Raw genomic sequence first — 18749 nt, 5'->3', positions numbered from 1 at the left:
AGGACGTGAACGACCATGACTGAGCCGACCGAGTACCGCATCGAGCACGACACGATGGGCGAGGTGCGCGTACCGAAGGACGCCCTCTACGCCGCACAGACCCAGCGCGCCGTCGAGAACTTCCCGATCTCGGGCTCCGGCCTCGAGTCGACCCAGATCGCGGCGCTGGCGCGCATCAAGAAGGCAGCCGCCCTCGCCAACAAGGAGCTCGGGACGCTCGACGGCGCGATCGCGGACGCGATCGCCTGGGCCGCCGACGAGGTCGTGACCGGGGCGTACGACGAGCACTTCCCCGTCGACACCTATCAGACCGGCTCGGGCACGTCCTCGAACATGAACATGAACGAGGTCCTCGCGACCCTCGCGACCCGCAGGCTGGGGTCGCCGGTGCATCCCAACGACCACGTGAACGCATCGCAGTCCTCGAACGACGTGTTCCCCACCTCCGTCCACATCGCCGTCACGCAGGCGCTGATCGACGACCTCATCCCGGCGCTCGACCACCTCGCGGTGGCGCTGGAGGAGAAGGCCGATACCTGGAAGAGCGTCGTCAAGAGCGGCCGCACCCACCTCATGGACGCCACCCCGGTGACCCTCGGCCAGGAGTTCGGCGGTTACGCGCGTCAGATGCGTCTGGGCATCGAGCGCGTGCAGTCGGTGCTCCCCCGCGTCGGCGAGGTGCCCCTCGGCGGGACGGCCGTCGGCACCGGCATCAACACCCCCCTCGGGTTCCCGCAGAAGGTCATCGCGCTCCTTGCGGCCGAGACCGAGCTGCCCATCACCGAGGCGAAGGACCACTTCGAGGCGCAGGCGAACCGCGACGGCCTCGTCGAGACGTCGGGTGCGCTGCGCACGATCGCGGTATCGCTCACGAAGATCAACAACGACATCCGGTGGATGGGCTCGGGGCCGAACACGGGTCTCGGCGAACTGCACATCCCCGACCTGCAGCCGGGGTCGTCGATCATGCCCGGCAAGGTCAACCCGGTCGTCCCGGAGGCGACTCTCATGGTCGCCGCGCGGGTGATCGGCAACGACGCGACGGTCGCGTGGGCCGGGGCATCCGGTTCCTTCGAGCTCAACGTCGCGATCCCCGTCATGGGCACGGCACTCCTCGAGTCGATCCGGCTGCTGTCCAACGCGATGCGGGTCCTTGCCGACAAGACCGTCGCCGGCCTCGAAGCCGACGAGGAGCGTGCGGCCGCCTACGCCGGCATGTCGCCCTCGATCGTCACCCCTCTGAACAAGCTCATCGGGTACGAGGCGGCCGCCAAGATCGCCAAGCACTCGGTCGCCAAGGGGATCACGGTGCGCGACGCCGTGATCGACCTCGGGTACGTCGAGCGGGGCGAACTCACCGAGCAGCAGCTCGACGAGAAGCTCGACCTCCTCTCGATGACCCACCCGGGTTGATAATCGGAGCGTGAATAGCGCCGCCGCACCACCGCGACGGGGCACGCCGGGCCTCGGGATCCTTCTCGCGGTCGCTGCGGCGGGCCTCGTCGGCGTGGGTGCGGCGGCGTTCGCCGTCGCCGTGCTGACCGCGCCCGAGACGGCCGGCTGGACCGCGCTCGTCTGGGCCGCGGCCGCCGTCCCCGCGCTCGCCGGCGTCGGTGTCGTGGGGTGGGCGATCCTCGAGCGCCGCAGCGTCGCCTCGCTGCCGGCCGGCGACACCGTCGAGGGAGCGTTCGAGACGCAGCGCCGCCTTCTCGACGACGTGCGCCACGAGTTGAAGACCCCCATCACGATCGTCCGCGGTCACCTCGAGATGATGGATGCCGCCGACCCCGACGACGTCGAGTCGATCCGCTCCCTCGGGATCGCCGAGCTGGACCGCATGACGCGCCTCATCGGCGACATCGATGTGCTGGCCGCGGTCGAGGGCGGGCAGCTCTCCCGCGGCGACGTCGATCTCGCCGCCCTCACGCAGCGCGTCTTCGAGATGGTCGGCGTCATCGGCGACCACACGTGGCGGGTGGAGCAGAGCGCCGACGGCGTCATCCGCGCGGATGGCGACCGCCTGCTGCAGGCATGGCTGCAACTCGCGGACAACGCGACCAAGTACACGCCGACCGGAACGGCGATCGAGATCGGCAGCGCGGTCCACGCCGGCGGTGCGCAGCTCTGGGTCCGTGATCACGGCCCCGGCATCCCCCCGGCGGTGCGGCACCGCATCTTCCGCCGCTTCGACCGCGGCGCGGGCAAGCGCCGCATCGGCGGGTCCGGCCTGGGACTCGCGATCGTCGACGCCATCGCGAAGGCCCACGGCGGCCACTGCGCCGTCGCGGACACCCCCGGCGGCGGTGCTACGTTCACCCTGGAGATCCCGATCGGCACCCGGGGGGCGCTGCCGTCCCCGATCCGTGCCGGCGACGTCCTCCTGCAGCGAGAGGCCACTGAATGACCCGCATCCTCATCGTCGACGACGAACCGCACATCGTCTCGCTCGTCTCGCGCGCGGTGCACGCCGAGGGCTACGAGGCCGTCGGCGCCGACGACGGCCCGGACGCCCTCGAGATCGCGCTCGCGGGTGACATCGACCTCATCGTGCTCGACGTCGGCCTGCCGACGATGGACGGCTTCGACGTGCTCCGCGAACTGCGGGGGGCCGGCCACACGACCCCTGTCATCATGCTGACCGCACGCAGCGGGACGAGCGACACGATCGAAGGGCTGGATGCCGGAGCGAGCGATTACGTCCCCAAACCGTTCGCGGTCGCCGAGCTGATGGCGCGCGTGCGCTCGCGCCTGCGTGACAGCGCCGCGAGCGCACCGACCTCGCTCACCCGCGGCGGAGTCACGCTCGACATCCTGGCTCGCCGCGCCACCGTCGACGGCCGCGACGTGGAGCTCTCCTCGCGGGAGTTCGCCCTCGCCGAGCAGTTCCTCCGCCACTCCGGCGACGTGCTCACCCGCGAGGCGCTGCTCAGCCGGGTCTGGGGTCTCGACTTCGACCCGGGTTCCAATGTCGTCGACGTCTATGTGCGCTACCTCCGCGCGAAGCTCGGCTCCGACCGCATCGTGACGGTCCGTGGCGAGGGCTACCGCTGGGAGTGAGTCCCTGACGCGGCGACGCCCCCGACCGCTCGGTCGGGGGCGTCGTCCTTCCACTGCCGGATCAGCTCAGCTCGCCCGCCTCCAGGAGGTCGGTCACGAGGGCGGCGATTGCGGACCGCTCGGAGCGCACGAGGGTCACGTGTCCGAACAGGTCGTGTCCCTTGAGCGTCTCGATGACCGAGGCGATCCCGTCGTGACGGCCGACGCGGAGATTGTCGCGCTGACCGACGTCGTGGGTGAGCACGACGCGCGAGTTCTGACCGATGCGGCTGAGGACGGTCAGCAGGACGTTCCGTTCGAGCGACTGGGCTTCGTCCACGATCACGAACGCGTCATGGAGGGAACGACCACGGATGTGCGTCAGCGGCATGACCTCCAGCATCCCCCGTGCGACGACCTCCTCGAGGACGTTGCCGGTGACGACGGACCCGAGCGTGTCGAACACCGCCTGCCCCCAGGGGTTCATCTTCTCCTGCTGGTCGCCCGGCAGGTAGCCGAGCTCCTGACCACCGACGGCGAACAGCGGGCGGAAGACGATGATCTTCTTCTGCTGCTGCTTCTCGAGCACGGACTCGAGGCCCGCGCAGAGGGCGAGCGCCGACTTCCCGGTGCCGGCCCGCCCGCCCAGTGAGACGATGCCGACCTCCTGGTCGAGCAGGAGGTCGATGGCGATGCGCTGCTCGGCGGAGCGACCGTGGAGTCCGAAGACGTCCCGGTCCCCGCGGACGAGACGGTACGAGCCGTCGCCGGTGACCCTCCCGAGGGCCGAGCCGCGCTCGGAGTGGATCACGAGGCCCGTATTCACCGGCAGGCCGCGCACGTCCTCGCTCACGCCGACCTCGCTGTCGTAGAGGTCGCTGACCTCGTCTCCGGAGAGGTCGATCGACGCGATGCCGGTCCAGCCCGAATCCACGGCCTGCTCAGCCAGGTACTCCTCGGCGTGCAGGCCCAGCGAGGCGGCCTTCACACGCATCGGAAGATCCTTTGACACGACCGTGACGGACTGGCCCTCCTGGCTCAGGTGCATCGCGACCGACAGGATGCGGGTGTCGTTGTCCCCCAGCCGCATGCCGGCCGGGAGGACGGTCGGGTCGGTGTTGGTGAGTTCGACACGCAGCGTGCCGTCGGCGCCGACGGGCACGGGGAAGTCGAGCCGTCCGTGCTCCACCCGCAGCTCGTCGAGGTGACGCAAAGCCTGGCGGGCGAAGTAGCCGATCTCCGGATCGTGCCGTTTCCGCTCGAGTTCCGTGACGACGACGACCGGCAGCACGACCGAGTGCTCGGCGAAGCGGAACAGTGCGCGCGGATCGCTCAACAGGACCGAGGTGTCCAGCACGTACGTGCGGAGATCCTGGTCCGGAGTCGCTCCCGCGGACTCGTGCTGGTGCTGCTGCGTCTCAGGTGCTCGTGTGGCCACAACCCACTCCCGCCCCGGGTGGAACCCACCCGGCAGTCACGAGTCGACCTGGGGTCACGAGTCGTGAGAGGCCGACTCGAACAGGCGCTTTGCCCGTTGGGATGAACGTAGGCGTCGCCGGCGACACCGCGGCGCCACGACACGCCGCCGGATGCGTCGGATGCGTGAACTCTCCGTGTCAGCCGGGCAGGAGGGGCGCCGGCGTCGGCGTCGAGAGGATCGGACCGACGCGGGCGGCGGCGAATGCGGCGTCCAGGAGCTCGAACGCGGCGTCCGGGGTTCCCGCGTGCGGTGAGATCCGGATCACCCCGCCGCGCACCGTCGCCGTCACCCCCGCGTTCGTCAGCTCGGCGGCGATGAGCCCTGCTCGCCCGGTGTCCGGTGCCAGCGTGACGATCCCCGCATGCCGGTCACGATCTGTCAGGACCGGGATGCCGTGGGCGTCCGCGATGGCCATGACGCGACGCGCGTTCTCGGCGACGAGGGCGGCGATCGAGGGGATGCCGGCATCCGTCATCTCCCGCAGGGCCGCACGCAGCCGGCCCGCCGCCTGCGGATCCGGTCGCGAGACGGCATAGGCGGCTGCGCCGGCCTTCAGCGGTCCCACGTCGAGGTCGCCGAGCTCGGCCTCGGTCCCCGCGACTCCGGCGAGCACGGGCGCGATGCGCTCACGGGCGCGCGGGGAGAACCGGGCGAAGCCGGTGCCCCGGCCCGCGCGCAGCCACTTGTAGCCGTGACCGGCGACGACATCGGCTGCCGCCCAATCGACGTCGACGACGCCGAATCCCTGGATCGCGTCGACGATGAGCAGGCGATCGCCCACGACCTCCCGCAGGGCGGGCAGATCCACGAGGTACCCCGTCCGGTAGTCCACGAGACTCACGGCCACCGCGGTCACATCGTCGGTGAGCGTGTCCTGCACCGCCTCGGGCGTCACGCGGGTGATCCCGGCGTCGAGTTCCCGGACCGTCAGCTGGCCGCGCGCATCGGCCGCCCGGCGCGCGGCGACGGGGATCGACGGATACTCATGCGGCGACAGGAGGACCGTCCCCGCCAGGCCGAACAGCGCGTGGAACAGGGCATCCGTCGTCGACGGCACCAGGGTGACGTCGTCGACGGCCGCGCCCAGCGCGCCCGCCACCAGCGCGCGTGCCTCGTCGACGTGGCCGGCGACGAGCTCGATCCCCGAGGGCCTCCCGGTGGCCGAGAGCTCCTCGTCCGCCCGCGCCTCCTCCCGGACAGCGACCGACAGCGGACCGAACGATGCCCAGTTGAGGTAGCCGGTGTCCACGTCGAAACCGGCCAGATACGACTCCAGATCACTCACCGATGGATTGTCCCATGGACCCGGGCGAGGACCTCAGCCGCCGAAGCGCCGGTCCCGGTCACCGAAGTCGCGGATCGCGCGGAGGAAGTCGACCTCGCGGAGGTCCGGCCCGAGGGCTTCGACGAAGTAGAACTCGCTGTGCGCGGACTGCCACAGCAGGAAGTCGCTCAGTCGCTGCTCGCCCGACGTGCGGATGACGAGATCGGGATCGGGCTGTCCGCCGGTGTAGAGGTGTTCGCCGATCTGCTCGGGCGTGAGGCTCTCGGCGAGCTCCTCCAGCGAGCCGCCCTTGCCCTGATGCTTCGAGATGATGCTGCGGACCGCGTCGACGATCTCGCCACGCCCGCCGTACCCGACGGCGAGGTTGACATGCAGGCCCGTGTTCTCGCGGGTGCGCTCCTCGGCCGTCCGCAGGCCAGCGGCGAGCTCGGGCGGCAGGATCTCGGCCCGACCGACGTGCTTGACCCGCCACCCCGGCTCCTGCGAGAGGGTGTCGGCGAGGTCGGCGATGATCTCGATCAGATCGGTCAACTCCTGCGAGTCCCGCTTCACGAGGTTGTCGGTGGAGAGCAGGTAGAGCGAGACGACCTGGATGCCCAGCTCGTCGCACCACCGCAGGAACTCGTGCATCTTCGCCGCGCCGGCACGGTGCCCGTGGGACACCGTGGTGTACCCGAGCTGCCGCGCCCACCTGCGGTTGCCGTCGATCATCATCGCGACGTGATGAGGCACGGTGCCGGCCTCGATCTCGCGCCGCAGCCGGGAGCTGTACAGGCGGTACAGCAGCCCCCGTCCTTGAGTCGAGGAGGCGCGGGTCACACCGCTACGCTACTCCGGCAGGACGCCGGCGGTGAGCCGGGCGCGTATTCAGCGTCACGCATGACAGCCCGCGTAGGCTCACAGCGTGACACGACACGACTCCCACGACGGCCCCGAGATGCCTCAGCTCCCGCTTCTCGAGGCCGGCGTGGTCGGCAGTCAGGTCGAGGTCCGGCCGACCTGGCGCGGCTGGATCCACGCCGGGACGTTCCCCGTGGCGATCGCCGCCGGCGTGGTGTTGATCGTGCTGGCCCAGGGGACCCCCGGGAAATGGGCGGCCGCGGTCTTCATGGCCACGTCGCTGCTGCTGTTCGGCAATTCCGCGCTGTACCACCGGTTCGACTGGAGCCCCCGCACCAAGGTCGTCCTCAAGCGCATCGACCACGCGAACATTCTGCTGCTCATCGCGGGCACGTACACCCCCATCGCGACACTCGCCCTCGCGCCCGGTCAGGGCACGCTGCTGCTGATCCTGGTCTGGTCGGGTGCCCTCCTCGGCATCCTGTTCCGCGTCTTCTGGATCCACGCGCCGAGGTGGCTCTACGTGGCGCTCTACCTGCTGCTCGGCTGGGCCGCCGTCATGTACCTCGGCGACCTGCTGCGGGCCAGCGTCGCGATGATGGTGCTCGTCATCGTCGGCGGACTGCTGTACACCGGCGGCGCGATCGTCTACGCGTTGAAGCGCCCCAACCCCTGGCCGGGGCATTTCGGATTCCACGAGATCTTCCACGTCTGCACGGTGCTCGCCTTCCTGTGCCACTGGAGTGCGTGCCTGCTGATCTCGATCGATCCGCTCAGCCCTTCGCTGGGCCTCCCGGGCTGAGCCCGTCGGGGGCGTCCCCGCCCTCATCCTCCGCGCGCTCACCGCGCGCGGCCGCCTCCTCCGCGTCGAGCATCTCGTTGACGTCCGAGCGGTACTGTGCGCGACGGATGCGGCGCAGCATGTCGATCGCGAGGAGCACGATGACGATCGCCACGACCGCGATCGCGATGAAGCCGGCGACCCCGGGGGTGACGGCCTCGGGGGGCGGCGTCGTCGGGGTGGGGCTCGGCGAGACGGCGAGCCATCGCAGATCCGGCATGTGACCTCATTCCTCAGCCAGAGCGAATAGCCTGGGATTCCAGCCTAGAACGGATGCCGCATGACCCTGACCGACGTCGACCGCAAGCTCGCGGATCGGTACGGCCGGACGCGATCCGCGGCGTCGCGCCGCTGGACGTGGGTCGCGATCGGGGCCGTGGCGGTCGCCGCCACGGGACTGCTGGGGTGGACCACGGTGTCGAACGCGCTCAACTCGGTCGACGCCGACACGACGGGCTTCACCCTCCCCGACGAGCGCACCGTCGAGGTGCGCGTGCAGGTGACGGTGAACCCGGGGACACGGGTGGCCTGCTCGCTCGAAGCGCAGGACGCTGAGCACGGGATCGTGGGGTGGAAGATCGTCGAGGTGCCGGCATCCGACGACCATTCCCGCATCGTCACCGCGCAGATCCCCACGACAGCGCCTGCGACGACGGGTTTTGTCCGCTCCTGCTGGATCATCTAAGCTGAAGGTTCTCGCGCCCCGGTGGACCTGCCGGGGCGTTTGGCTTACCCATCGACCGCACCGGGAGATCACGTGTCCGAGACGTTCCTGACCCAGGAGGCCTACGACCGCCTCGCCGCCGAGCTCGAAGAGCTCTCGACGACCGGCCGTGAGGAGATCGCCAAGCGCATCGAGGCCGCCCGCGAAGAGGGAGACCTCAAGGAGAACGGCGGCTACCACGCGGCCAAGGACGAGCAGGGCAAGCAGGAGGCCCGCATCCGCACCCTGCAGCAGCTCCTGAAGGACGCCAAGGTCGGCGTCGCGCCGGAGTCCGACGGCACCGTGCAGTCCGGCACCGTCGTCACCGCGGTCGTCGCCGGCGGCGAAGAGGTGTTCCTCCTGGGCAACCGCGAGATCGGCGCGAACAGCGAGCTCGACGTCTACAGCGAGGCCTCCCCCCTCGGCGAGGCCATCATGGGTCTGCGCGAGGGCGAGAAGACGAGCTACACCGCTCCGAACGGTCGCGAGATCGCCGTCGAGATCGTCAAGGTCGAGACCTACTCCGGTCAGTGAGCCTCACGTGTCGGTGAGGCGACCGGCCGGCGAGCGGACTCAGTTGGGGACGACCGTCGGCGCGTAGCCGGCGTCCTGCAGGATCGCGAGCACCTGCGTCCGGTGCTCCTCACCGCGCGTCTCGACACTCAGCTGCAGGATGACCTCGCTGATCTGCAGTCCCTGGCCGTGGCGGGTGTGCAGGACCTCGATGACGTTCGCCCCCACCACCGACAGGAGCTCGGACACGCGGGCCAGCTGACCGGGACGGTCGGGCAGCGGGATCTGCAGAGTCATGTACCGACCGGATGCCGCCAATCCGTGCGCGACGACGCGCTGCAGGAGGAGCGGGTCGATGTTGCCGCCGGAGAGGATCGCCGCCGTCGGACCCGACGCGGTCACCTTGCCGGTGAGGATCGCTGCCACCCCGACCGCGCCGGCGGGCTCGACGACCTGCTTCGCACGTTCGATGAGGACGAGGATCGCGCGAGCGATGTCGTCGTCGCTCACGGTGACGACCTCGTCGATGAGGTCGCGGATGATGTCGAAGGGGATCGTCCCGGGACGCTTGACGGCGATGCCGTCCGCGATCGTCGGCGAGGTGTGCTCGGCGTCGATCGGGCGCCCCGCGAGGAGCGAACCGGGGTATCCCGCCGAGTTCTCCGCCTGCACGCCGATGACCCGGATGGTCCGTCCCTCGGCCGCCGCGCGGGCCTTCGTCGCCGCGGCGACGCCCGCGGCCAGTCCCCCGCCACCGATCCCGACGACGATCGTCTCGAGGCCGGGGATCTCGTCCATGAGTTCGAGCCCGAGGGTGCCCTGCCCCAGGATGATGTCGTGGTTGTCGTAGGGCGGGATGAAGACCGCCCCGGTCCGCTCCGCGAACTCCTGGGCCAATCGCAGGGGTGTTTCGACCGTCGCGCCCTCGAGGATGACGTCCGCTCCGTAGCCGCGTGTGGCCAGGAGCTTGGGGACGGGGACACCGAGCGGCATGAAGATCGTGGCCGGGATGCCGAGGGTCTGCGCACCGAGTGCGACACCCTGGGCGTGGTTGCCCGCCGAGGCGGCGACGACGCCGCGGGATCGCTCCTCCTCGGTCAGGCGCGAGAGACGGTAGGTGGCCCCGCGGATCTTGAAGGATCCGGTGCGCTGGAGGTTCTCGAGCTTCAGGTGCACAGGGGCGCCGAGGACGCTCGAGAGGAACTCCGAATCCTCGACGGGCGTGCGCGAGACGACGCCGGCCAGCTCGGTCGCGGCGGCCTCGAACTCGGCCAGGGTCGGGGCGGCGATCTTCGCCTGTTCGGTCACGCGGTCATCCTCCTGCGTCGCGGCACGGTACTCCAGATGAGGTCGTCGGGTCCGGGGTCCACCGGCTGCTCCCACCCTCGCCGCGAGAGGTAGAGCCAGACGACATTGACGAATGCGGCCAGCGGGACGGCGAACACCGCGCCCGCGATCCCGGCGATCATCGCTCCCCCGGCGACGGCGAGCACGACCGCGAGCGGGTGCACCTTGACCGCCGACCCCATGAGCAGCGGCTGCAGGACATGGCCCTCCAGCTGCTGCACGCCCAGAACGATCACGAGCATCCAGAGTGCGATCCACGGCCCGTTGTAGACGAGCGCGAGGAACACGGCGAGTGCGCCGGTCAGGACGGCGCCGACGAACGGCACGAAGGCGCCCAGGAAGACGAGTACGCCGATCGGGGCCGCGAGCGGCACACCGAGCAGCGCCGCACCGACACCGATGCCGATGGCGTCGATCGTCGCGACCAGGAGCTGGGTCCGCGCGTAGTTGATGACCGTGCGCCATCCCGCCCGGCCGGCCCCGTCGACCGCGGCGCGGGCGCGCGTCGGGAACAGCCGTACCGTCCACCGCCAGATCCCGCCGCCGTCCGCGAGCGTGCAGATGAGGATGAAGAGCGTCAGCAGGATGCCGGTGGCGACGTGGCCGAGGGTGGACCCGATGGCGAGGGCCCCCGACCACAGCAGCTGGGCCTGCTCCTGAAGGATCTCGAAGGCCTGCCGCACGGCGTCGTCGATCTGCCCGCCCGTCAGATGCAGCGGGCCCTCGATGAGGTAGTCGCGGAACTGCGCGATGCCCTGGATGGTGCGGTCGCGGACGGATGCGGCATCCCGCGTGATCTGCCAGATGGCGACCCAGAGGAGCCCGACCACGACGGCGATCGTCAACAGCAGGGTGAGGATCAGGGCGAGCCATCGCGGCAGTCGTCGCAGCAGGAGCGAGAACAGCGGCCACACGAGCGCCGTGAGGAGGATGGCCGCGAGGAGGGGGATGATCAGCAGCCGCAGCTGGATGACGATCCACACGAGCACCGCGATCGCCGCGGCGAGCACGAGGAACCGCCACGCGTAGGCGGTGGCGACCTTCAGTCCGCGCGGCACCGTCCCCGACACCTCGGTGGAGACCGTGCGTGAGCGCAGCACGTCGAGGAACCCGTTCCGGTGCTTGTCGTCGGTGCCGCTCACTGGGCCATCCTAGGACGTGCGCCTCTGCGGGCGCGGCGGGTCAGAACTGGATCCGCGGCGGCTCGGCGATCGCCGCGCCGTCGACCACCTCGAAGAACTCCCGCTCGCCGAATCCGAGCCGACGCGCGAAGAGGTTGTTCGGGAAGACCTTGATCTTGGTGTTGAGCTCGCGGACGCCGCCGTTGTAGAACCGTCGCGAGGCCTGGATCTTGTCCTCGGTGTCGACGACGGCCTGCTGCAACTGGAGGAAGTTCTGGCTCGCCTGGAGCTGCGGGTAGGCCTCGGCGACCGCGAACAGCGACTTCAGCGCCTGCTGCATGTGCCCCTCGGCGACACCCGCATCGGCCGGAGTGGTCGCGGTCAGGGTCTCGGCGCGCGCCTGCGTGACGTTCTCGAAGACCGCCTTCTCGTGCGCCGCGTATCCCTTGACCGTCTCGATCAGATTGGGCAGCAGGTCCGCGCGGCGCTTGAGCTGCACGGTGATGTCGCTCCACGCCTCATCGACGCGCACGTTCAGGGCGACGAGCGAGTTGTAGGTGGCCCAGAGGTAGACGCCGACGATGACAAGGAGGGCGACGACGACGAGGACCGCGATGAGGATTTCCATGAGTCTCCGATCGATAGCCTGATCATCCTAACGAGGCGGGCCCGATGGATGCGGATGCCCGGCCGCACTTCTCAGGCGTTGCACACGGGGCCTGGCTTGTAGGGTCGCAGGTGTGACGGGTCTGCGCACACACCGGTACCTCCGACTCGCCCTCGTGGGCATCGTGGTGGCCGTGGCGGCATCCGTTCTCATCGAGCTGATACGCAGCGGCGGGCGGCCCCTCCCGTCCATCAGCGACTACTACTACTCCCCCGCGGGCGGCGTCTTCGTCGGCGCGCTGACCGCTGCCGGCGTCGCCCTGCTGGTCCTCTCGGGCCGCGACGCGGAGTCCATGCTCCTCGACATCGCCGCCGTGTTCGCCCCGCTGATCGCCATCGTCCCCACCGGCTACCGCGGTGAGCCGTCCGTCCCGTCGGACGTCCTGCCGACCGTCCGGAACGGGGTCGGCGTGTACCTGACGATGGTGACGATCCTCGTCGCCCTGGGCATCGTCCTCGCGGCACGCGGGGACCTGGCCTGGCGGCGGGTGGCGATCGTCGGGGGCACCGCGTCCGCGGTCGTCATCGCTCTCGCGACCCTCGCATTCGCCCCGGGTCCTGCGGCTGTGTTCCCGTTTCCCGGTGGGATCAACCTTCACCTGGTCGCGACGGTCTGCTTCTTCGCGATGTTCGCGGCGATCCCCTGGGTGACGTCCTTCGGCGAGGATCCCCCTGCGGCGGGGTATCGCCGCGTCTACCTCGCGGTGTCCGTCGTCATCGCGGCGGCCCTCGTCACGACGGTCGGCGCGGCGATCGCGAACCCGGACACGGTGGGCGTGCTGATCGGCGAAGCGGTCGCCCTGGGCGCGTTCGCCGTGTACTGGACGGCCCAGACCATCGAACGATGGCGGGATGCGGACCCGCCCAGCATCCTGCCGCACTGACCGAAAGGCCGTGCCCCCGCTGGGACTCGAACCCAGACTGAAGCGATTTTAAGTCGCCTGCCTCTGCCATTGGGCTACGGGGGCCTCCGTCAGGGTATCCCGGAACACCAGAAGACCCCCGCCCCGGCGGAAGCCGGAACGGGGGTCTCACGGACGCGTGGTCAGCTTGCGGCGACCTTGCCGGCCTTCTCCGCGGCGACCGTCTTCGGGTCGATCGCGGGGGTCTCGGGAGCGGCCGGGCGCGGACGCGCGGCGAACTCCTCGAAGACGTAGCGAGGGTTCTGCAGCGTCTCCATGGACACGTTGTCCCGGCCGAGCCAGAAGTTCTGCCACCAGTCGCCGACGACGCGGAACTTGCGCTCGAAGGTCGGCATGGCGAGCCCGTGGTAGCCGCGATGGGCGATCCAGGCGAAGAAGCCCTTGACCGCGATCTTGCCGGACTGGAAGACGCCGTTGTAGAGGCCGAGCCCGGCGACCGCGCCGAGGTTCTTGTGGAAGTACTCCTTGGGCTCCTCGCCCCGGAGGACGGCCACGATGTTCTTCGCGAGCAGCTTGCCCTGACGAACCGCGTGCTGGGCGTTCGGGACGCAGAAGCCGCCGACACCGCCACCGGAGAGATCCGGCACGGCGGACACGTCACCGGCTGCCCATGCACCCTCCACGAACTCCTCCGGGGTGCCCACTCGCAGGTCCGCGCGGGTGCGGAGACGCCCGCGCTCCTCGACGGGCAGGTCGCTGCCGCGGACGACGGTGGGGTTGGCCATGACACCGGCAGTCCAGATGATCAGATCGGTCGGGATGACCTGACCGGTCGAGAGCTCGACGTTGCCGTCGACGGCACCCTTCACCTGGGTGTCGAGGTGGACGTTGGCGCCGCGCTTGGCGAGGTCCTTCAGGACCCACTCGCTCGTCTTCAGCGACACCTCGGGCATGATGCGCCCCATCGCCTCGATCAGGTGGAAGTGCGTCTCGTCGAACGAGATCGTCGGGTAGTCTTTCAGCAGCGCGCTCGCGAAGGCGCGCGTCTCGGCGAACACCTCGATGCCGGCGAAGCCACCGCCGACGACGACGACGGTCAGCAGACGGTCGCGCTCCGGCCCGGGGGGCAGGTTGGCGGCGCGGTCGAAGTTGGTGAGGATGCGGTCGCGGATCGCGACGGCCTCTTCGATGGTCTTCAGTCCGATCGCGTTCTCGGCGATGCCGGGGATCGGGAAGGTGCGTGAGACCGCGCCGGCGGTCACGACGATCTGGTCGTACTGCTCCTGCCACGGCTCGCCGAGCTCGGGCGTGATCGTCGCGGTCTTGGTCGCGTGGTCGATGCCGGTGACCTTGGCGATGACGATGCGCGTGCGCTTCAGGTGGCGACGCAGACCGACCACGACGTGGCGCGCCTCGATGCCGCCCGCTGCCACCTCGGGGAGGAAGGGCTGGTACGTCATGTACGGAAGCGGGTCGACGATCGTGACCTCGGCCTCACCCTTGCGGAGGTGCTTTTCGAGCTTCCACGCGGTGTAGAAACCTGCGTAGCCGCCTCCGACGACCAGGATCTTGGGCACAGTGGTAGTCACAGTCGGAAGAACTCCTTGATTCAACGGCTCGGCGGTCGCGGGGTGCGCGCCGATCGGATGCGCCGGGCAGCAGCGGTGACCCCGAGCACGACCAGTATAGTCCCCAGGCTGACCACGACGAGCGGCACGGTGCCGTAGCGCAGCGTATCGCTGCTGGGCAGCAGCGGCGAGACCGCGTCGCTGGGCGGCTCCGCCTCGGGCAGCGGCGCGACCGTGTACGGCGTCGGCGTGGGGCTGGCCTGGGGGGTCGACTCGGCGCGGCGGTAGAGCCGGATCCATTCGCGAAGGTCCCCCATCGGGTTCGCGGAGACCTTCGCCACGGGCGCCGAGACCGCTCGCGCGGCGTTGATCAGCCCGTAGCCGTACAGCGGGTCCGGGACCTTCTCGGCGCGATCGCTCGGCGTCGCGGTGGCGATGATCCGCTTGATGACGTTCGCGGCGTCCAGGTCCGGATGAGCCGACCGCACGAGCGCGGCGACTCCGGCGACGATCGGCGCCGCACCGCTCGTGCCGTCCCAGATGACGAGGTCGCCGTTGGCGGAGACACCCAGCAGTTCCTCGCTCGGCGCGGAGATGCCGATGACGATCCCCTGCGTCGACGCGGTGCGACTCGCCCGCCCCTCCCGGTCCACGCCGCCCACCGTCAAGACCCCGGGGATGGTCGCGGGAGCGCCGACCTCCTCGGTGCCGCTCTCGCGGTTGCCGGCGGCGACGACGATCACGACGTCGTGGTCGAAGGCGTAGAGGAACGCGTCGTCCCACGACCTGTCCCAATCGAGGGTGTTGGTCGTGAAGGAGAGGTTGATGACGTCCGCGCCGTGGTCGACCGCCCACCGGATCGCCTCGGCGACCTGGTCGACGAAGGGGACACTGGCCGAGTCACCGAACCCGATGGAGAGCGAGAGCAGGTCCGCCTCGGGGGCGACACCGATCATCCCCTTGTCCGCTGCGGTACCGCGCCCGGCCGCCAGGGAGGCTACCCAGCTGCCGTGGTTGCGATCGCTGTCCCCGACGGGGGTGCGTCCGTCCGCCTTGCCGACGCCCGAGAAGTCCGCGCCGCCCGTCACGGCCCCATCGAGTTCCTTCGGCCCCTTGCCGATGCCGGTGTCGATGACGGCGATGGTCGTGCCGGCGCCCTTCGTGGTCTTCCACGCGTCGGCGATGCCGTACTCCTTCAGCCAATACTCCATGTTGCGCACCGGGTCGACGGGCGGCGGAGTGGTGGTCGGGCCCGGCGCGGCGGCGGTGAGCAGCGCGGCGACGGCCACGAGCGCAACGGCAACGGCGGTGCGGACCCGCGTCATCCGGCCACCCTCGGTGTCGCACAGGTGCAGCGCTCGGGCGACCACGACCCGCGCGCGAGAGCGCGATCGCCGATGGGGTTCACGCCGGGGCCGGCGGCGAGGGAGTGCGCCGCGAGGGCGTGGAGGCACTTCACGCGGGTCGGCATCCCGCCGGCGGACACACCCGCGATCTCGGGCACGGTGCCGTGGACCTCGCGGTCCGAGAGGTACGCGGCGTGGGCGCGTGCGTAGGCCGCAGCGAGCTCCTCGTCCGCGGCGAGGTCGTCGCTCAGCTCCCTCATGACCTGCGTCGCCTCGAGCGCGGACATGGCGGCGGTCGCGCCCGGGTGGGTCAGGTAGTAGAAGGTCGGGAAGGGGGTGCCGTCCGGCAGCCGCGGCTCGGTGGCGACGACCGTCGGGTTGCCGCAGACGCACCGCGCGGCGATGCCGATCACGCCGCGCATGGGCCGTCCGAGCTGCTCACGCATGGTGTCGTGATCGGCGGCGGTGGCGGGCGAGAGGGTCGGATGAGGCACCGGTCAAGGGTACCCGGCCCCGGGTCCGGGAGGTGGGCGTTAGCCCGGGGCGACCGTCTCAGCGAGACCGGCTTCGGTCACCGAGCGCAGGAACTGCGTCATCCAGTCGCGCTGGGTCTCCTGGACGTCGTCGCTGACAGGTCGCTGCGAGGGCTCGATGAGGTCGGTGGGGAGGTCGTCGGCGACGAGGTAGACCACCTCGCCCGGCCGACGGTAGTAGAGCCGCTCGCGGGCCTGGGCGACGATGTAGGCCTCGTCACGCCACCGCTCGCGCTCGGTCGTCAGCTCGGTGATCTCGTCCTTCGTGGCCTCGACGTCGTGCGTGAGCGCGGCGATCTGCTGCCGCTGGTCGACATAGGTGCCGATCGTGGGCACGAGGACGAAGGCGGCGAGCACGACGAGTCCGAGCATGATCCCCATGAACCCGGACATCCGGATGCCGCCGACCCAGTCGCGTACGTCGACCCGACGACCCCCGCGCTCAGTAGGTGACTGCTCACGCGAGCTCCGGGCCGCACGGGAAGGGGGAGCCGATGGTCTGTCCACGGCTCCCCCTTCTCGTCGGTCAGTGTGCGGTGCGCTCGCCCGTCAGGCGCTGAAGCGCGGGAACGCGGCGGCGCCGATGAACTCCGCAGCCTCGCCCAGGTCTTCCTCGATGCGCAGAAGCTGATTGTACTTCGCGACCCGCTCGCTCCGAGCGGGCGCGCCCGACTTGATCTGACCCGAGTTGACCGCCACCGCGAGGTCCGCGATCGTCGTGTCCTCGGTCTCGCCCGAACGGTGCGAGAGCATCGTGGTGTAGCCGGCGCGGTGGGCGACGTCGATGGCGTCGAGCGTCTCGCTGAGTGTGCCGATCTGGTTGACCTTGACGAGGAGGGAGTTCGCCGCGCCACGCGCGATGCCGTCCGCGAGTCGCTTCGGGTTGGTGACGAAGAGGTCGTCGCCGACCAGCTGCACCTTCTTGCCGAGACGCTCGGTGAGCGCGGTCCAGTTCTCCCAGTCGTCCTCGGCCAGCGCGTCCTCGATCGTGACGATCGGGAACGAGTCGACGAGGTTGGCGTAGTAGTCGGTGAGCTGCTCGGCGGTCCAGTCCTTGTTCTCGAGGCGGTAGACGCCGTCGTTGAAGAACTCCGTCGCGGCCACATCGAGGCCCAGGGCGATCTGCGAACCGGGCGTGAAACCGGCCTTCTCGATCGCCTTGACGAGGAAGTCGAGGCCCTCGCGGTTGCTGGGGAGATCCGGGGCGAAGCCGCCCTCGTCGCCGAGGCCCGTCGCGTAGCCGGCGGCCTGCAGCTCCTTCTTCAGGACCTGGTAGACCTCCGCACCCCAGCGGAGCGACTCCGAGAAGCTCTCCGCACCGATCGGAGCGAGGAAGAACTCCTGCATGTCGATGCCGTTGTCGGCGTGCTCGCCACCGTTGATGACGTTGAACAGCGGCACGGGCAGCACGCGGGCGTTGGGTCCGCCGAGGTAGCGGTAGAGCGGCAGGTCGGCGCTGTCGGCGGCCGCCTTCGCGACAGCCAGCGAGACGCCGAGGATGGCGTTCGCGCCGGTGCGCGACTTGTTCTCGGTGCCGTCAGTGGCGATGAGGATCTCGTCGATGACGCGCTGCTCGCTGGCGTCGATGCCCTCGATGGCGGGGCCGAGCTCGTCGATGACGGCGTTCACGGCCTTGAGGACGCCCTTGCCGCCGTACCGGCTCTTGTCGCCGTCACGCAGCTCGTACGCCTCGAAGGCGCCGGTCGATGCTCCGGAGGGGACGGCTGCGCGCTGGACGATGCCGTCGTCGAGCAGAACCTCCACCTCGACGGTCGGGTTGCCGCGCGAGTCCAGGATCTCGCGTGCGCCTACTGCCTCGATCAATGCCACGGGGGTGTCTCCTTGCTTGTGGAGGATGGAACGGGAGCGTCGTCGGTCCGCAGACGAGTCTAGTGACGCGCGGGATGCCGCACAGGACCGGCCGTCACACGACGAGCGCGATCGCGATGCCGTCCCACCCCTTCCGGTCGAGCGTCTGCAGCGCCGTCGCCTCGAACCGCGGATCGTCCCGGAGCATCGCGAGGCCGGCGCGCACGCCGTCGACCTGCGCCCCGGCATCCGTCTCCACCACACGGCCGGACCGGACGACGTTGTCCACGACGACGACGGTGCCCGGTCGGCCGAGCCTCGCCGCCCAGTCGAGGTACAGGGCGTTGGACTCCTTGTCGGCGTCGATGAAGACGAGGTCGAAAGGCTCGTCGCCCTCGAGGGTCGGCAGGACATCCTCGCCGCGCCCCTCCCGCACCTCCACCCTGTCGGCGACGCCGGCGCGTTCGAGGTTGCGCCGCGCGACGGCGGCGTTGTGGGGTTCGGCCTCGATCGAGACCACCCGGCCACCGGCAGGAAGCGCGCGGGCGAGCCAGATGGTCGAGTAGGCACCGAGGGTCCCGATCTCGAGCACGCGGCGCGCACCGCTGATCCGCGCCAGCAGGTGCAGCAGCTTGCCGGACAGCGGCGCGACCTCGATCTCGGGCAGCCCCTCCTCGGCCAGCGAGGCGACCGAGGCGGCGAGCGCGTCGTCGTGGGCGACGAGTGTCGTCGTCAGGTAGTCGTCGACGTCGTTCCAGCGAGCGGGGACCGGATCGTACGGATGAGGATGCACCATGT

General features: G+C 70.1%; 20 protein-coding genes and 1 tRNA gene. 7 read left to right on the top strand and 14 right to left on the bottom strand.

Features of this window, described 5'->3' with window-relative positions; genetic code table 11:
- The first annotated feature begins 15 nt into the window (after positions 1 to 15).
- Genes AB0259_RS03290 through AB0259_RS03280 form a run of 3 tightly spaced genes read left to right on the top strand, consistent with a single transcriptional unit; the run spans position 16 to position 3057 of the window.
- Positions 16 to 1413: a class II fumarate hydratase gene (locus tag AB0259_RS03290; RefSeq protein ID WP_251580152.1), complete on the top strand. Its 1398-nt coding sequence runs from the start codon at positions 16 to 18 to the stop codon at positions 1411 to 1413.
- Positions 1414 to 1423: 10 nt separating this feature from the next.
- A complete protein-coding gene (locus AB0259_RS03285; RefSeq protein ID WP_366220650.1) occupies positions 1424 to 2404 on the top strand; it encodes a HAMP domain-containing sensor histidine kinase in 981 nt (326 codons plus the stop codon).
- Positions 2401 to 3057: a response regulator transcription factor gene (locus tag AB0259_RS03280; RefSeq protein WP_251580148.1), complete on the top strand. Its 657-nt coding sequence runs from the start codon at positions 2401 to 2403 to the stop codon at positions 3055 to 3057. The genes AB0259_RS03285 and AB0259_RS03280 overlap by 4 nt, the downstream gene beginning before the upstream one ends.
- Positions 3058 to 3118: 61 nt before the next feature.
- Here AB0259_RS03280 and AB0259_RS03275 read toward each other — a convergent pair whose 3' ends face one another.
- The 3 genes from AB0259_RS03275 to AB0259_RS03265 all read right to left on the bottom strand — a co-directional run bounded on the left by AB0259_RS03275 (position 3119) and on the right by AB0259_RS03265 (position 6620).
- A complete protein-coding gene (locus AB0259_RS03275) occupies positions 3119 to 4393 on the bottom strand; it encodes a PhoH family protein (protein ID WP_366221394.1) in 1275 nt (424 codons plus the stop codon).
- A gap of 259 nt (positions 4394 to 4652) precedes the next feature.
- A complete protein-coding gene (locus AB0259_RS03270) occupies positions 4653 to 5801 on the bottom strand; it encodes an aminotransferase class V-fold PLP-dependent enzyme (RefSeq protein ID WP_366220651.1) in 1149 nt (382 codons plus the stop codon).
- A gap of 33 nt (positions 5802 to 5834) precedes the next feature.
- Entirely contained in the window at positions 5835 to 6620 is a 786-nt protein-coding gene (locus tag AB0259_RS03265) for an isoprenyl transferase (RefSeq protein ID WP_366220652.1), read from the bottom strand.
- Between the two features lie 118 nt (positions 6621 to 6738).
- Here AB0259_RS03265 and AB0259_RS03260 point away from each other — a divergent pair, with 118 nt between their 5' ends.
- Entirely contained in the window at positions 6739 to 7443 is a 705-nt protein-coding gene (locus AB0259_RS03260; RefSeq protein WP_366221395.1) for a hemolysin III family protein, read from the top strand.
- On the opposite strand, the gene AB0259_RS03255 is transcribed toward AB0259_RS03260, so the two are convergent.
- Positions 7415 to 7702: a hypothetical protein gene (locus AB0259_RS03255; RefSeq protein ID WP_251580142.1), complete on the bottom strand. Its 288-nt coding sequence runs from the start codon at positions 7700 to 7702 to the stop codon at positions 7415 to 7417. The genes AB0259_RS03260 and AB0259_RS03255 overlap by 29 nt on opposite strands.
- Before the next feature lie 60 nt (positions 7703 to 7762).
- Here AB0259_RS03255 and AB0259_RS03250 point away from each other — a divergent pair, with 60 nt between their 5' ends.
- Together AB0259_RS03250 and greA are read left to right on the top strand one after the other, a co-directional pair.
- The gene (locus tag AB0259_RS03250; protein ID WP_366220653.1) at positions 7763 to 8167 is read left to right on the top strand and encodes a DUF4307 domain-containing protein; all 405 of its coding nucleotides are present in this window, start codon (positions 7763 to 7765) and stop codon (positions 8165 to 8167) included.
- Between the two features lie 72 nt (positions 8168 to 8239).
- Positions 8240 to 8719, top strand: coding sequence for a transcription elongation factor GreA (gene greA / locus AB0259_RS03245; RefSeq protein WP_251580137.1), 480 nt, complete (start codon positions 8240 to 8242; stop codon positions 8717 to 8719).
- Between the two features lie 39 nt (positions 8720 to 8758).
- Here the strand turns inward: greA and ilvA are convergent, their stop codons facing one another.
- The 3 genes from ilvA to AB0259_RS03230 are packed head-to-tail and all read right to left on the bottom strand — an operon-like array spanning position 8759 to position 11794.
- Positions 8759 to 10006 carry a threonine ammonia-lyase gene (ilvA, locus tag AB0259_RS03240; RefSeq protein ID WP_366220654.1) on the bottom strand — a complete coding sequence of 416 codons (1248 nt, stop codon included), beginning with the start codon at positions 10004 to 10006 and terminating at the stop codon, positions 8759 to 8761.
- Positions 10003 to 11187 carry an AI-2E family transporter gene (locus AB0259_RS03235; RefSeq protein WP_366220655.1) on the bottom strand — a complete coding sequence of 395 codons (1185 nt, stop codon included), beginning with the start codon at positions 11185 to 11187 and terminating at the stop codon, positions 10003 to 10005. Before AB0259_RS03235 ends, ilvA begins: the two co-directional genes overlap by 4 nt.
- A gap of 40 nt (positions 11188 to 11227) precedes the next feature.
- Positions 11228 to 11794 carry a LemA family protein gene (locus AB0259_RS03230; RefSeq protein WP_251580131.1) on the bottom strand — a complete coding sequence of 189 codons (567 nt, stop codon included), beginning with the start codon at positions 11792 to 11794 and terminating at the stop codon, positions 11228 to 11230.
- A 112-nt stretch (positions 11795 to 11906) separates the two neighbouring features.
- Between AB0259_RS03230 and AB0259_RS03225 the strand changes: the two genes are divergently transcribed.
- Positions 11907 to 12716, top strand: coding sequence for a hypothetical protein (locus AB0259_RS03225; protein ID WP_366220656.1), 810 nt, complete (start codon positions 11907 to 11909; stop codon positions 12714 to 12716).
- A gap of 11 nt (positions 12717 to 12727) precedes the next feature.
- On the opposite strand, the gene AB0259_RS03220 is transcribed toward AB0259_RS03225, so the two are convergent.
- From AB0259_RS03220 to AB0259_RS03190, 7 genes are all read right to left on the bottom strand, one after another.
- A tRNA-Leu gene (locus AB0259_RS03220) sits at positions 12728 to 12800 on the bottom strand.
- A 77-nt stretch (positions 12801 to 12877) separates the two neighbouring features.
- The gene (locus tag AB0259_RS03215) at positions 12878 to 14272 is read right to left on the bottom strand and encodes an FAD-dependent oxidoreductase (protein WP_366220657.1); all 1395 of its coding nucleotides are present in this window, start codon (positions 14270 to 14272) and stop codon (positions 12878 to 12880) included.
- A gap of 32 nt (positions 14273 to 14304) precedes the next feature.
- Positions 14305 to 15588: a S8 family serine peptidase gene (locus tag AB0259_RS03210; RefSeq protein ID WP_366220660.1), complete on the bottom strand. Its 1284-nt coding sequence runs from the start codon at positions 15586 to 15588 to the stop codon at positions 14305 to 14307.
- Entirely contained in the window at positions 15585 to 16055 is a 471-nt protein-coding gene (locus AB0259_RS03205) for a DUF501 domain-containing protein (protein WP_251580423.1), read from the bottom strand. The genes AB0259_RS03210 and AB0259_RS03205 overlap by 4 nt, the downstream gene beginning before the upstream one ends.
- A gap of 87 nt (positions 16056 to 16142) precedes the next feature.
- Entirely contained in the window at positions 16143 to 16523 is a 381-nt protein-coding gene (locus AB0259_RS03200; protein WP_366235766.1) for a septum formation initiator family protein, read from the bottom strand.
- Between the two features lie 168 nt (positions 16524 to 16691).
- Positions 16692 to 17972, bottom strand: a complete 1281-nt coding sequence (gene eno, locus AB0259_RS03195; protein WP_366220663.1) for a phosphopyruvate hydratase — start codon at positions 17970 to 17972, stop codon at positions 16692 to 16694.
- A 94-nt stretch (positions 17973 to 18066) separates the two neighbouring features.
- Entirely contained in the window at positions 18067 to 18747 is a 681-nt protein-coding gene (locus tag AB0259_RS03190; protein WP_366220664.1) for an O-methyltransferase, read from the bottom strand.
- Between the last annotated feature and the right edge of the window lie 2 nt (positions 18748 to 18749).

The sequence above is a fragment of the Microbacterium sp. NPDC080005 genome (assembly GCF_040702445.1).
Taxonomy (GTDB): domain Bacteria; phylum Actinomycetota; class Actinomycetes; order Actinomycetales; family Microbacteriaceae; genus Microbacterium; species Microbacterium oleivorans_D.
This window is presented reverse-complemented; position numbering and strand designations above follow the sequence as displayed.

What these genes read in the sequence shown, in the direction of transcription:
- AB0259_RS03200 (WP_366235766.1), bottom strand. Translation starts at nt 16,523, where the DNA reads ATGGGGATCATGCTCGGACTCGTCGTGCTCGCCGCCTTCGTCCTCGTG.
- AB0259_RS03250 (WP_366220653.1), top strand. Translation starts at nt 7,763, where the DNA reads ATGACCCTGACCGACGTCGACCGCAAGCTCGCGGATCGGTACGGCCGG.
- AB0259_RS03290 (WP_251580152.1), top strand. Translation starts at nt 16, where the DNA reads ATGACTGAGCCGACCGAGTACCGCATCGAGCACGACACGATGGGCGAG.
- AB0259_RS03255 (WP_251580142.1), bottom strand. Translation starts at nt 7,702, where the DNA reads ATGCCGGATCTGCGATGGCTCGCCGTCTCGCCGAGCCCCACCCCGACG.
- AB0259_RS03260 (WP_366221395.1), top strand. Translation starts at nt 6,739, where the DNA reads ATGCCTCAGCTCCCGCTTCTCGAGGCCGGCGTGGTCGGCAGTCAGGTC.
- AB0259_RS03280 (WP_251580148.1), top strand. Translation starts at nt 2,401, where the DNA reads ATGACCCGCATCCTCATCGTCGACGACGAACCGCACATCGTCTCGCTC.
- AB0259_RS03190 (WP_366220664.1), bottom strand. Translation starts at nt 18,747, where the DNA reads ATGGTGCATCCTCATCCGTACGATCCGGTCCCCGCTCGCTGGAACGAC.
- AB0259_RS03205 (WP_251580423.1), bottom strand. Translation starts at nt 16,055, where the DNA reads ATGCGTGAGCAGCTCGGACGGCCCATGCGCGGCGTGATCGGCATCGCC.
- AB0259_RS03230 (WP_251580131.1), bottom strand. Translation starts at nt 11,794, where the DNA reads ATGGAAATCCTCATCGCGGTCCTCGTCGTCGTCGCCCTCCTTGTCATC.
- AB0259_RS03210 (WP_366220660.1), bottom strand. Translation starts at nt 15,588, where the DNA reads ATGACGCGGGTCCGCACCGCCGTTGCCGTTGCGCTCGTGGCCGTCGCC.